15 protein-coding genes are annotated in these 12,439 nt (G+C 70.8%); 9 read left to right on the top strand and 6 right to left on the bottom strand.

Annotated features, from left to right (window positions below; translation table 11 throughout):
- Positions 1–7: 7 nt before the first annotated feature.
- Positions 8–238, bottom strand: coding sequence for a DUF7455 domain-containing protein (locus tag PT931_RS11505; protein ID WP_197004828.1), 231 nt, complete (start codon positions 236–238; stop codon positions 8–10).
- A 194-nt stretch (positions 239–432) separates the two neighbouring features.
- The gene (locus PT931_RS11500) at positions 433–1,959 is read right to left on the bottom strand and encodes an RNA polymerase sigma factor (RefSeq protein ID WP_456245719.1); all 1,527 of its coding nucleotides are present in this window, start codon (positions 1,957–1,959) and stop codon (positions 433–435) included.
- Between the two features lie 196 nt (positions 1,960–2,155).
- Here PT931_RS11500 and PT931_RS11495 point away from each other — a divergent pair, with 196 nt between their 5' ends.
- Complete coding sequence (locus PT931_RS11495; protein WP_456245896.1) at positions 2,156–2,959, top strand: inositol monophosphatase family protein; 804 nt, start codon at positions 2,156–2,158, stop codon at positions 2,957–2,959.
- 5 nt (positions 2,960–2,964) lie between these two features.
- Here the strand turns inward: PT931_RS11495 and PT931_RS11490 are convergent, their stop codons facing one another.
- Complete coding sequence (locus PT931_RS11490) at positions 2,965–3,501, bottom strand: LytR C-terminal domain-containing protein (RefSeq protein ID WP_456245718.1); 537 nt, start codon at positions 3,499–3,501, stop codon at positions 2,965–2,967.
- 290 nt (positions 3,502–3,791) lie between these two features.
- Here PT931_RS11490 and PT931_RS11485 point away from each other — a divergent pair, with 290 nt between their 5' ends.
- A complete protein-coding gene (locus PT931_RS11485) occupies positions 3,792–4,094 on the top strand; it encodes a DUF4193 domain-containing protein (protein WP_197004826.1) in 303 nt (100 codons plus the stop codon).
- A gap of 1 nt (position 4,095) precedes the next feature.
- Complete coding sequence (locus PT931_RS11480) at positions 4,096–4,884, top strand: hypothetical protein (RefSeq protein ID WP_456245717.1); 789 nt, start codon at positions 4,096–4,098, stop codon at positions 4,882–4,884.
- 20 nt (positions 4,885–4,904) lie between these two features.
- On the opposite strand, the gene PT931_RS11475 is transcribed toward PT931_RS11480, so the two are convergent.
- Positions 4,905–5,402: a DUF3093 domain-containing protein gene (locus PT931_RS11475; RefSeq protein ID WP_456245716.1), complete on the bottom strand. Its 498-nt coding sequence runs from the start codon at positions 5,400–5,402 to the stop codon at positions 4,905–4,907.
- On the opposite strand from PT931_RS11475, the gene dut reads away from it, so the two are divergent.
- Genes dut through PT931_RS11455 form a run of 4 tightly spaced genes read left to right on the top strand, consistent with a single transcriptional unit; the run spans position 5,401 to position 7,665 of the window.
- Positions 5,401–5,847: a dUTP diphosphatase gene (gene dut, locus PT931_RS11470; RefSeq protein ID WP_456245895.1), complete on the top strand. Its 447-nt coding sequence runs from the start codon at positions 5,401–5,403 to the stop codon at positions 5,845–5,847. The two genes, PT931_RS11475 and dut, sit on opposite strands and share 2 nt — an antisense overlap.
- A 35-nt stretch (positions 5,848–5,882) precedes the next feature.
- Entirely contained in the window at positions 5,883–6,557 is a 675-nt protein-coding gene (locus tag PT931_RS11465) for a DUF3710 domain-containing protein (RefSeq protein WP_456245715.1), read from the top strand.
- Between the two features lie 41 nt (positions 6,558–6,598).
- The gene (locus tag PT931_RS11460) at positions 6,599–6,973 is read left to right on the top strand and encodes an OB-fold nucleic acid binding domain-containing protein (RefSeq protein WP_456245714.1); all 375 of its coding nucleotides are present in this window, start codon (positions 6,599–6,601) and stop codon (positions 6,971–6,973) included.
- Entirely contained in the window at positions 6,973–7,665 is a 693-nt protein-coding gene (locus PT931_RS11455; protein WP_456245713.1) for a DUF3159 domain-containing protein, read from the top strand. The genes PT931_RS11460 and PT931_RS11455 overlap by 1 nt, the downstream gene beginning before the upstream one ends.
- Before the next feature lie 100 nt (positions 7,666–7,765).
- Here the strand turns inward: PT931_RS11455 and PT931_RS11450 are convergent, their stop codons facing one another.
- Both PT931_RS11450 and PT931_RS11445 read right to left on the bottom strand, forming a co-directional pair.
- Entirely contained in the window at positions 7,766–8,428 is a 663-nt protein-coding gene (locus tag PT931_RS11450; protein WP_363726358.1) for a potassium channel family protein, read from the bottom strand.
- Positions 8,428–9,093 carry a potassium channel family protein gene (locus PT931_RS11445; protein WP_456245712.1) on the bottom strand — a complete coding sequence of 222 codons (666 nt, stop codon included), beginning with the start codon at positions 9,091–9,093 and terminating at the stop codon, positions 8,428–8,430. Before PT931_RS11445 ends, PT931_RS11450 begins: the two co-directional genes overlap by 1 nt.
- A 109-nt stretch (positions 9,094–9,202) precedes the next feature.
- On the opposite strand from PT931_RS11445, the gene PT931_RS11440 reads away from it, so the two are divergent.
- Positions 9,203–11,209: an APC family permease gene (locus tag PT931_RS11440; RefSeq protein ID WP_363726354.1), complete on the top strand. Its 2,007-nt coding sequence runs from the start codon at positions 9,203–9,205 to the stop codon at positions 11,207–11,209.
- A complete protein-coding gene (locus tag PT931_RS11435; protein WP_456245711.1) occupies positions 11,206–12,384 on the top strand; it encodes a class I SAM-dependent RNA methyltransferase in 1,179 nt (392 codons plus the stop codon). Before PT931_RS11440 ends, PT931_RS11435 begins: the two co-directional genes overlap by 4 nt.
- Positions 12,385–12,439 lie beyond the last annotated feature (55 nt).

Below are 12,439 nucleotides of genomic sequence, written 5' to 3'. Positions count from 1 at the left end.
AGGGGCCTTACTTCATCAGAACGCTGCCTCGCCAGGTGAAGTCGGGCTCTGCCGCGAAGTCGACGGCGATCTTCACCAGATCCTCGGCGTACTTGTTGGCGTGGTGACCGCAGAACATCAGGTCACCGCCACCCGCAAGCACGACCTTGAGCTTCGCCGCGGCGCTGCAACGATCGCAGCGCTCGTTGGCGGCGGTCTCTGTCGCCAACTCAGTTGGCGGCGTGAGGGTCGGGGTCATGCCTCATCCTCCTCTGCTTCACCGGTGCGTCCAGGGAACACCCCCGCGGCTGCGGAGGCAAGTCTTTGTTGCGCACTCATCGTCCAACACCCGGCCACCCGAATGCCTTCCCGAGCCGGCCGGTGGCGATCTTTGTCACAAAGACGTTTAGAAACAACGGCCCCTGCCGGATTGCGACAGGGGCCGATCGTTACTTAGTCGAGATAGTCCCGAAGGACCTGCGAACGGGACGGATGCCGCAACTTGGACATCGTCTTGGACTCGATCTGCCGGATTCGTTCCCGGGTCACCCCGTACACCTGGCCGATCTCGTCCAGGGTGCGCGGCTGGCCGTCGGTGAGGCCGAACCGCAGCCGGACCACGCCGGCCTCCCGCTCGGACAGCGTCTGGAGGACCGACTGGAGCTGGTCCTGCAGCAGCGAGAAGCTCACCGCGTCCACCGCGACGACCGCCTCGGAGTCCTCGATGAAGTCACCGAGCTGGCTGTCGCCCTCGTCACCGATGGTCTGGTCGAGGGAGATCGGCTCCCGCGCGTACTGCTGGATCTCGAGGACCTTCTCCGGGGAGATGTCCATCTCCTTGGCCAGCTCCTCCGGAGTGGGCTCGCGCCCGAGGTCCTGGAGCAGCTCGCGCTGGATCCGGCCGAGCTTGTTGATCACCTCGACCATGTGCACCGGGATCCGGATGGTCCGGGCCTGGTCGGCCATGGCCCGGGTGATCGCCTGGCGGATCCACCACGTCGCGTACGTGGAGAACTTGTAGCCCTTGGTGTAGTCGAACTTCTCGACCGCGCGGATCAGACCCAGGTTGCCCTCCTGGATCAGGTCCAGGAACGCCATGCCCCGGCCCGTGTACCGCTTGGCGAGCGACACGACCAGTCGGAGGTTGGCCTCGAGCAGGTGGTTCTTGGCCTTCTCGCCGTCCCGGTTGACCCACTTGAGGTCGCGCAGGAGCTGCGGCACCATCTTCTCGCCGTCCTCCTCGACGGCGCGGAGGCGCTCCGCCGCGTAGAGGCCGGCCTCGATCCGCTTGGCGAGCTCGACCTCCTGCTCGGCGTTCAGCAGGGGGACCTTGCCGATCTGCTTCAGGTAGGCCCGCACCGAGTCCGCCGAGGCGGTCATCTCGGCGTCCTTGCGGGCCTGCTTCAGCGCCTCGGACTCCTCGTCGTCCCACTCGAAGTCGTCGCCGGGCGTGGCCTCGTCACCGTCCTTGGCGGCCTCGCCCTCCTTGGCGCCGGCCTTGGCGGCCGTGGCCTTCGTGGCGGCCGTCTTGCGGGCGGGTGCCGCGGCCTTCTTCGCGGCGGTCTTCTTGGCGGCCGGGGCGGTCGAGGCGACCACAGCGGCCGCCCCGTCGTCCCCGGTCTCGACCGGGTCGCCGGCCTTGGCGGCGACCTTCCTGACCACCGGCTCCGCCGTCTTCTTGACCGGCGCGGCCTTCTTGACGGCCGGGGCCTTGGCGGTGGTCGCCTTCGACGCGGGGCTGCCGCTGCGGGCGGCGGCCACCTTGCGCCGGGTGGACCCGGAGCCGTCGACGGCGAACGTGACGCCGGCCTCGGCCAGGGCTCGCAGGATCTTCTTGGCCTGGGCCGGCGTCAGGCCGGCTGCTTCGACCTCACGGGCGAGCTCGGTGGCACCCAGTTGACCGCCGGCGTTGTTGGCCTGGGCGATCAGCGAGTCGGTGAGTGTCTGAACGTCGGCGCCGGTGTGGCGGGCGTCTGTCACGAATGACCTTCCCGTGGCGGTGATCGGGCACGGCAGGCACAGCCTCACGGCTGACTGCGGCGGTTGGAGCGGTTGTCTTGTCGGCCCGGGCGGTGGTGACGTGGGCACGGGCAGCGTGAATTGTAACGCCGGATCGAACGGACGGCTCGTCACCTCGGCCCTCGACGCAAGATAGGTTCATTTCGTGAACCCGAAGATGACCACCACCGAGCCCTCTGAGCTGTTGGAACTCGCCGTTACGCTGGCCCGACAGGCGGGTGAACTCGCGAGGAACACTCGCGTCGAGGCCATCGGCCGGGTGACGACCAAGAGTACCGACACGGATGTCGTCACCGCCGCCGACAAGGCCGCCGAGCGGCTCGTCGTCGACGCACTGTCCGCCATCCGACCCGACGACACCGTCCTGGGCGAGGAGGGCGGTGAGAGCGCCGGCGGGTCGGGCACCCGGTGGATCCTCGACCCGATCGACGGAACCGTCAATTATTTGTACGGGTTGGCGCACTATGCCGTCTCGCTGGCCGTCGAGGTCGACGGGGTGGTCGTGGCCGGCGTGGTGCACAACCCGGTCACCGGCGAGGAGTGGACCGCCGTGAAGGGCGAGGGCGCGTTCCGCAACTGGGAGCCGGTCCGGTGCTCGCAGGTCACCGACCTGGGCCAGACGCTGGTCGCGACCGGGTTCGGGTACGCGGCGGACCGGCGGGCGTACCAGGCCAAGGTGCTCGCCGAGGTGCTGCCCCGGGTCCGCGACCTGCGCCGCAACGGGGCCGCGTCCCTGGACCTGTGCTTCGCGGCGGACGGCCGGATCGACGCGTACTACGAGAAGGGCCTCTCGCCCTGGGACCACGCGGCGGGCGGCCTGATCTGCACCGAGGCGGGCCTGGTGGTCTCCGGGCTCCGGGGTGCCCCGGCGGGCCCCGACATGGTCCTGGCGGCCCCCAGGGGGGTCTACGACGCCCTGCACGCGCTGCTGGTGGACCTGGACGCCGACGCCGGCCCCTGACCCGCTCAGTTCGCCGCGCAGGTGTTGTCCGGCAGCTCCGGGTTGCCGAGCGCCCCGATCTTCTGCTTGTACTCCGTCGGGCTCGCCAGCTGCTTGTAGCTCTGGCCGAGCACCACGTCGACCACGTCGTCGGTGCGGTTCGGGTCGAACTCGTCCGGCGTGTCGTTGTCGATCAGGAACTGGGCGCGCAGCACCTGGGCGGCGCCGACCGTCTTCGGCCCGTACCGCAGCTCGACGACGCCCTTGACCGTCTTGCGCTTCGGGTCGTTGTTCATGCTGAGCACCTGGAACTTGGCCTGCTTCAGGCTGTCGGAGACGCCCTGGGCGAGCCCGACCTGGTCGGTACCGTTGAAGACGTTGACTTTGATGTCCGCCGGGGCGGGCAGGCTGAGGTCCACCACGACGTAGCCCTTCGGGCAGGCGGTGTTGGTCAGCCCGGACCGGGCCTGCCTGTCGTGGACCAGTGCCCAGGTGACTACGATGACGGCGACCAAGAGCAGCCCACCAAGGACGGCGAGTGCGCGTACTCGGGACAGACTCATGCTCGGCTCCCCGTGCTCAACATGCCGGGTAGGTTAGCGCGTGCCGCGCCCCAAAGAAGTGACCGCCTCGGCGCGCCGACACCGTAACGGCCATCTTGACCCCTACTTTGATGTCGCCTCGATCACATCGGGAACATCTGACGGGTATTGGACGTACAACTACCCGCGAGGAGAGGTAAGGTACCGCGCCCGTCCGGGTACATTCTGCCGCGGACGGCAGCACGCGAATTGAACACGGCGACGCCCGGTGGGGACTCCGGGCTCGGAACAGATACGGGAGTGTGACACCGATGGCCACCGACTACGACGCCCCGCGTCGGGACGAGGTCGACGCCGACGGGGCCGACAGCCTCGAGGAGCTCAAGTCACGGCGGACCGACGCACAGTCGGGTGCCGTTGATGTTGACGAAGCCGAGGTCGCCGAGAGCTTCGAGTTGCCGGGGGCAGACCTCGCCGACGAAGAGCTCACGGTGAAGGTCCTGCCCATGCAGGCCGACGAGTTCCGTTGCTCGAAGTGCTTCCTGGTGCATCACCGCAGCCAGCTGGCCTACGAGAAGAACGGCGAGCTCGTCTGCCGGGAGTGCGCGGCCTGACATGACGCCCGAGGAGCCCGGGGTTTCCTCGGGCGACACCCCTGATCCGGTCCAGCCCGAGCTGGACCGGTCCGGGACGGTCGCGGACACCGTGGCGGAACTCACCGGGGACGATCTCGCCCCCGAGGAGCGCCGCCGCCTCCTGCGCCGGCTCGCCGGCCAGACCGCCAGGACGTGGAAGACCGTCTGGCGACCCAAGGAAGCCGTCACCTGGTTGACCAGCACGGCGACCGACATCGCGCCGTACATCACGGTGCGCGATCTGGCGACCCTGCGTCGCCACCACCCCGGCCTGACCGGGGACGCGCTGGCCGAGCGGTTGATCCGCAACGCCGCGCGCACCACGGCCGGGATCGGCGCTGCCGGCGGCGGCATCGCCACCGTCGAGTGGGCGGCCCCGCCGACCCTGCTCACGGCGCCGGTGCTGCTCACGGCCGAGACCCTGGCGGTGGTCGCCGTCGAGCTCAAGCTCATCGGCGAGCTGCACGAGGTCTACAACCAGCCCATTCCGGGTACGGGCACCCAGCGCGCGACCGCCATGCTCGCCTCCTGGGCCGGCCGGCGCGGCGTGAACCCGCTGGCCGGGGTCCGGGGGATGGCGGCGGTGCTCGGCACGGGGGCCCGCAAGGAGCTCCGGGACCGGATCGCCAAGCGGTTCGGCCGCAACCTGACGACGCTGGGCCCGTTCCTGTCCGGGGCGGCCGTCGCCGGCTACCTCAACCGCCGGGCCACCCGCCAGTTGGGCGACGCGATCCGCAAGGACCTGGGCCGCCGGGCGATCGAGGGCTAGGCCGTGCCGCGTGACCCCCGCTAGCGGGCGGCCGTGATGGCCGCGGCCAGGGCCTCGGGGCGGCGGGTGCTGACCACCCAGTACGGCGTGGGGTCGGCCGGGTCGACCAGGGTGACCATGACCGCGCCGCCGATCCAGGGCCGCTGTACGACGAACGCGAGCGGGTGCGCGTGCACGCCGAGGACGTCGCGCCGGGCGGCCGCGTCGAGCGCGGTGACGTCCCCGATGTACTTCACCGGCAGCCGGGCGTCGTCGACCCGCAGCTCGCCGTCGGCCACCGACACCTTCAGCCGGCCCAGCCAGGCCGCGCCGAGGACGGTGAGGGGCAGGACGACCGCGTACGGCAGCCACTCGCGCAGGCCGGGGGCGCCCATGTGCAGCTCCGCCGCGAGAATCGTCGCGAGCCCGAGGGCCCCGACCCATAACCACCAGGGTAGGAAGAGCCGTTCAACGTAGGGGGATCTTGACGCCACCCTGCGAGAGTACTGCGTGCCGAGATGAGGTTTTTTCGTGACCATGGAAGTCCGGTTGAGACGGCTCGACGCCGACCTGCCCGTGCCCGCCTACGCCCACCCGGGCGACGCCGGGGCCGACCTGCTGGCCGCCGAGTCGGTGGAGCTGCCCCCGGGCGGCCGGGCCGTGATCCCCACCGGGATCGCGATCGCGCTGCCCGACGGGTACGTGGGCCTGGTGCACCCGAGGTCCGGGCTCGCCGCGCGGCTGGGGGTCACGGTGGCCAACGCGCCGGGCACCGTCGACGCCGGGTACCGGGGCGAGATCAAGGTCTGCCTGATCAACCACGGTCAGGAGCCGGCGAAGATCGAGCGGGGCGACCGGATCGCCCAGCTGCTGGTCCAGCGGGTCGAGCGGGTCAGTTTCGTGGTCGTGGCCGACCTCGACGACACCGCCCGGGGCGCGGGTGGGCACGGGTCCACCGGCGGGCACGCGGCTCTGGCAGAGTAGAGGCCGGTAACGACCACAGGACGGGAGCATCGATCATGTTCGGACGGCGCGACAAGGACGCGGTGGCGGAGTCGGCGGCGGTGGAGGCCGTGACCCCCGGCACCGGCCCGTACGACGCGGCGCACGCCCCGACCGATGACGGCATCCAGCGTCTCGACCTGGGCAGTCTCCTGCTGCCGGCCCTGCCCGACCTCGAACTGCGGATGCAGGCCAACGACGACGGCTCCATCGCCGCGGTGATCATCGCGAGCCCGGACAGCGCCCTGCAGCTCGGCGTGTTCGCGGCCCCGAGGACCGAGTCGATCTGGGACGAGGTCCGCGCGGACATCGCGGAGTCGGTCGTCGGCGACGGCGGCAAGTCCGAGGAGGTCGACGGCGAGTTCGGCACGGAGCTGATCGCCCGGGTGCCCACCCCCGAGGGGGAGGCGGAGCTGCGGTTCATCGGCGTGGACGGGCCCAAGTGGTTCCTGCGCGGTCTGTTCCAGGGCAAGGCCGTCACCGACGACGCGGCCGCCGAGCCGCTGGTCGAGGCGCTGCGGCACCTGGTCGTGGTCCGCGACCGCGAGGCCCGGCCGGTCCGCGAGCCGCTGCCGCTGCGGCTGCCCAAGGAGTTCGCCGAGCAGGCGGCCCAGCAGCAGGCCGCCCAGCAGACCGCCCCGGCCACCGGGGGCACGGAACGCCGGCCTTCGCCGAACCCGCGGAACGCGTGACTCCGGGTACCCTTGGGGCTCCGGGAGGTGTTACGTAGGTCATGGCGACCAGTGCTCAGGAGTCTGGATTCCGGCGGTTCCTCCGCCGGTTGACGGCGAGCGAGGCAGAGCTCGACGCCGAGGAGTTGCAGCGCGAGTCGACCGAGTCGGGCGCCCACCACGTGGGCGACTGCCGGCGCGGCCAGCTCGTGACGGTCACCGGTCGGCTCAAGACCGTGGTCTACACCCCCCGGACGAACCTGCCGACCCTGGAGGCCGACCTCTACGACGGCACCGACGTGGTCACGCTCGTCTGGCTGGGGCGGCGGCACATCGTCGGCATCGAGCCGGGCCGGCAGCTGGAGGCCCGGGGGCGGATCGCCGTCCGGGACGGACGTAAAGTCATTTACAACCCGTTCTATGAGATTGAGATGTAATGACCGATACGTCTGAGAAGGAAGCCGCCGAGAAGGAGCTCCCGCCCTTCTCCGAGCAGCTCGCCGGCCAGCTCGGCGGCGTCCGTGGTCTCATCGAGTCCGGCATCCCGGTCGTGGTGTTCGTCCTCGGCAACGTGCTGTTCGGCTACTTCAAGACCCCGCACGCGCTGAACTGGGCGATCGGCTCGGCCGTGGCCAGCGCGCTCCTGATCGCCGGCTACCGGTTGTACCGCAAGGAGACCGTCCGGCACGCCGTCAACGGCCTCGTCGGGATCGGGATCGGCGCGTTCCTCGCCTACCGCACCGGGGACGCGAAGAACTTCTACCTCCCCGGCATCATCACCAACGGCGTCTACGCCGCGGCCCTGCTCGGCTCGGTGCTGGTGAACAAACCCATCATCGGGTACCTGTGGTCGGTCGTCGCCAACGGCGGCCGGCAGGACTGGATCGGCCGCCCCGAGCTGACGCGTACCTTCCGCTGGCTCACCTGCTTCTGGGCCGGCATCTTCCTGTTCAAGGGCCTCGTGCAGTACCTGATCTACCTCGACGGCAACGCCACCTACCTCGGCGTGGCCCGGCTCGCGCTCGGCTACCCGCCGTGGCTGCTGGGCCTGGCGATCACCGGCTGGGCGGTCCGGCGGACCACCCGGCGCGCGCAGCCCGACCCCGGCCCGGTGCCGGACCCGGCCTGACCCGGGGGAGCGGCGCGCACGCAAACGACCCGGAGTCGCGGATGGACTCCGGGTCGGTCTTCGTCCGGGGCCGGGTGCCCCCGGTACCCGTCGAAGGGGTCTAGTCGAGGCCCAGGATGACGTGCCGGACCGCGTCCTCGACATCGGCGGTGCACACGAAGACCGCCTCGTCGCCGGCCTCGAGCGGGTCGTCGGGGCTCGGCGCGATCACCCGGCTGCCGCGCACGATCGCCACCAGGGCGCTGTCGTGCGGCAGCGGGATGTCGCGGACCGGCCGGCCGACGTAGGGCGCGTCCGGGGGCAGGGTGATCTCGACGAGGTTGGCCTGGCCCTGGCGGAACGTCATCAGCCGGACCAGCTCGCCGACGGTGACGGCCTCCTCGACGAGGGCGGCCATCATCCGCGGCTTGGACACCGACACGTCGACGCCCCACTGCTCGGTGAACAGCCACTCGTTCTCGGCCCGGTTGACGCGGGCCACCACCCGGGGCACCGCGAACTCGGTCTTCGCCAGCAGCGACACGACCAGGTTCGTCTTGTCGTCGCCGGTGGCCGCGACCACGACATCGCAGCTGGCCAGCTCGGCGTTCTGCAGGCTGGACAGCTCGCAGGCGTCGGCCAGCACCCACTCGGCGTCGGGGACCCGCTCGGGGCGCAGCATGTTGGGCTGCTTGTCGATCAGGAGCACCTGGTGCCCGTTGTCGATCAGCTCCGTGGCGATGGACCGGCCGACGTTGCCCGCTCCGGCGATGGCGATCCGCATCAGTGCGCTCCCTCGGGGGCGGTGCCGGTGATCTTCGAGATGGTGGGGAACATCGTGTCGGTGAGCAGCATGAACACCTGGTCGCCGTCCTGGAGCGTCATCGAGGCGGTCGGCAGGGTGCCGATCCCGAACCGCATGATGTACGCGACCCGGGTGCCCGTCGTCTCCTCCAGCGTCTTCAGCGGCTTGCCGACCCACCCGGCGTGCAGCGGCACCTCGACCATCGCGAGGGTGCTCGTCGGGTCGCGCCACAGTTCGGGGCTGGACTCGGGGACCAGGTGCCGGAGCATCCGGTCGGCCGTCCAGCGCACGGTCGCGACGGTGGGGATGCCGAGCCGCTCGTACACCTCGGCGCGCTTGGAGTCGTAGATCCGGGCGACGACCCGCTGGACGCCGAACGTCTCCCGCGCGACCCGGGCCGAGATGATGTTGGAGTTGTCACCGCTGGAGACGGCGGCGAACGCGTCGGCCCGGTCGATGCCGGCCTGGCGCAGGACCTCCTGGTCGAAGCCCACCCCGGTGACCGTCAGCCCGCCGAACTCGGGGCCCAACCTGCGGAAGGCCTCGGGATTCTGGTCGATGACGGCCACCTCGTGGCCGCGTGTTTCCAGGCTCTGCGCGAGAGTCGATCCGACCCGTCCGCAACCCATGATCACGATGTGCACTCGGGTCCTCCCACGAACACGCCTACTGTCCGGGACGGTACACGATGCCCGTCGTGATGATCGGCCGGTCGGTCCGCACTGGTGGCGGTGTCCACGTACGCTGTCGGGCGTGCCCAGCCCGACTTCGCTCCTGAAACGCCTGCTTGTCGGTCGCCCCGTCAAGTCCGATCACCTCGCGCACAGCCTGTTGCCGAAGCGGATCGCGCTCCCCGTGTTCGCCTCGGACGCGCTGTCGTCGGTGGCGTACGCGCCCGACGAGATCCTGCTGACCCTGTCGATCGCGGGCGCGGCGGCGTTCATCTACTCCCCGTGGGTCGCGCTCGCCGTGGCGCTGGTGATGGTGGTCGTGGTGGCCAGCTACCGGCAGAACGTGCACGCGTACCCGTCGGGCGGCGGCGACTACGAGGTCGCGACGGTGAACCTGGGCCCGAAGGCGGGCCTGGGCGTGGCCAGCGCCCTGCTGGTCGACTACGTGCTGACGGTCGCGGTGTCGGTGTCCTCGGGCGTGAAGAACTTCGGGTCGGCCGTGCCGTGGGTGGCCGAGCACAAGGTGCTGATCGCGGTGGCGGCGGTGGTGATCCTCACCGCGATGAACCTGCGGGGCATCCGCGAGTCGGGCAGCGCGTTCGCGATCCCCACCTACGGGTTCATGATCGTGATCATCGGCATGATCGGCTGGGGCTTCTTCAAGATCTTCGTGCTGGGGGAGCCGATCACGGCGGAGAGCTCCGAGGCGCACGGCGTCAAGGTGCTCGCCGAGCACGACACCATGACGCAGGCCGCGTTCGCGTTCCTGCTGCTGCGGACCTTCTCCTCGGGGTGTACGGCGCTGACCGGCGTCGAGGCCATCTCCAACGGCGTGCCCGCGTTCAAGACGCCGAAGAGCAAGAACGCCGCCACGACCCTGGCGCTGCTCGGCGGCATCTCGATCGCCATGCTGCTCGGCATCGTGGTGCTGGCCCGCAAGATCGGGCTGCAGTACGTGGAGGACCCGGACAAGCAGATCGTGGCCCCGGCGGGGTACGAGCAGAAGACGGTCACCACCCAGATCGCCGACGCGGTGTTCGGTACCGACTCGATCGGGCTGTACATCGTGGCCGCCATGACCGCCCTGATCCTGTTCCTCGCGGCCAACACCGCGTTCAACGGCTTCCCGGTGCTCGGCTCGATCCTCGCCCAGGACCGCTGGCTGCCCCGCCAGCTGCACACCCGGGGCGACCGGCTGGCGTTCTCCAACGGCATCGTGTTCCTGTCGGTGTTCGCGATCGTGCTGATCGTGGCGTTCGAGGCGGAGCCGACCCGGCTGATCCAGCTGTACATCGTGGGCGTGTTCGTGTCCTTCACCCTGTCCCAGACGGGCATGGTCCGGCACTGGAACCGGCTGCTGCGCACCGAACGCGACCCGGTCGGCCGGCGGCGGATGTTCCGGTCCCGCACGATCAACATGATCGGCCTGATGCTGACCGGCGTCGTGCTGGTCATCGTGCTGATCACCAAGTTCCTCGCCGGGGCCTGGATCGCCCTGGCCGCGATGGCCGCGCTCTTCCTGATCATGATGGGTATCCGCCGGCACTACGACCGGGTCGCCGCCGAGCTGGTGCCCACCGAGGAGCACTACACCCTGCCGGCCCGTAACCACGTGGTCGTCCTGGTCAGCAAGGTGCACCTGCCGGCGCTGCGGGCGGTCGCCTACGCGCGGGCGATGCGGCCCGACAGCATCACCGCCGTCACGGTCAACGTGGACGAGAAGGACACCCGGGCGTTGCAGGCCGACTGGGAGGCGCACAACATCCCGGTGCCGCTGACCGTGGTCGACTCGCCGTACCGGGAGATCACCAAGCCGATCGTCGACTATGTGAAGTCGCTGCGCCAGGACGCGCCCCGCGACATCGTGACCGTGTTCATCCCGGAGTACGTGGTCGGCCGGTGGTGGGAGAACCTGCTGCACAACCAGAGCGCCCTGCGGCTCAAGGGCCGGCTGCTGTTCGAGCCGGGCGTCATGGTCACCAGCGTGCCGTGGCAGCTGCACTCCAGCGAGACCAAGAACCTGAACAAGCTCGACCAGCGGCTCGGTGCCGGCGTGGTCCGGGGTCCGCGGAACGAGGGCGAAGAGTGAGCGTCGGCGACCTGGTGGTCCTGGACATCGGGGCCGTCGCGCACGGCGGGCACTGCGTGGCCCGGCTCGACGAGCTCGTGGTCTTCGTCCGGCACTCGCTGCCCGGCGAGCGGGTCCGGGCGAAGATCACCGAGGAACGCAAGGGCTACCTGCGCGCCGATGCCGTCGAGATCCTGGAGGCCTCGCCCGACCGGGTGGAGCCGCCCTGCTTCTATGCCGGCCCGGGCGCGTGCGGCGGCTGCGACTTCCAGCACGCCACCCCGGCCGCGCAGCGCAGGCTCAAGGCCGACGTGGTCCGTGAGCAGCTCACCCGGCTCGGCGGGCTGCCCGACCATCCGGTCGAGGTCGAGGAGCTGCCCGGCGGGCCGCTCGGCTGGCGGACCCGGGTGCAGTACGCGGTGGCCCCCGACGGTCGGCTCGGGTTCCACCCCGCGCGGTCCTCGCGGGTGCTGCCGATCGCGGAGTGCCTGATCGCGGCGCCCGCCGTCCGGGAGTCCGGGGTCACGGAGCGCCGGTGGACCGGGGTGGACGCCGTCGAGGTCGTGGCACCGTCGATCGGGGACGTGTCGATCCTCACCCGGCGCGGCCGGGGCCGGCCCCGGGTGGTCGCCGGGCCCTCGACCGTCCGGGAGCAGGCCGCCGGCCGGACCTGGAAGCTGCCCGCCGAGGCGTTCTGGCAGGTGCACCCGGCCGCCGCGGACACCCTGGTCGCGGCGGTGCTCGACCTGCTCGAGCCCCAGCCCGGCGAGCGGGCCTTCGACCTCTACGGCGGCGCGGGCCTGTTCGCCGCGCCGCTCGCCGAGGCCGTCGGCATCACCGGTTCCGTGGTGCTGGTCGAGGCCGACCCGGCGGGCACGGCCGGCGCGGCGAAGGCCCTGGTCGACCTGCCGCAGGTCAGCGTCGTGACCAACCGGGTCGAGCGGGCCCTGACGGAGCTCGGCGAGGCCGACATCGTGGTGCTCGACCCGCCCCGGGCGGGGGCCGGCGCGGCCGTGATCGAGGAGATCGTGGCCACGGGTGCCCGGGCGGTGGCGTATGTCGCGTGCGACCCGGCGGCGCTGGCCCGGGACGTGAAGACGTTCCGGTCGTTCCGCTGGGAGCTGGCCGGGCTGCGGGCGTTCGACGCGTTCCCGATGACCCATCATGTGGAGTGTGTGGCCCTGTTCGTGCCGTGACCCCGTCGGGTCGGGATCACGACAGATCAACACCTTTCGTCGGGTACGCCGCGCC

The sequence above is a fragment of the Longispora urticae genome, from assembly GCF_053902585.1.
Note: the sequence above shows the minus strand (reverse complement) of the source record. Positions and strands in the feature narration are given on the sequence as shown.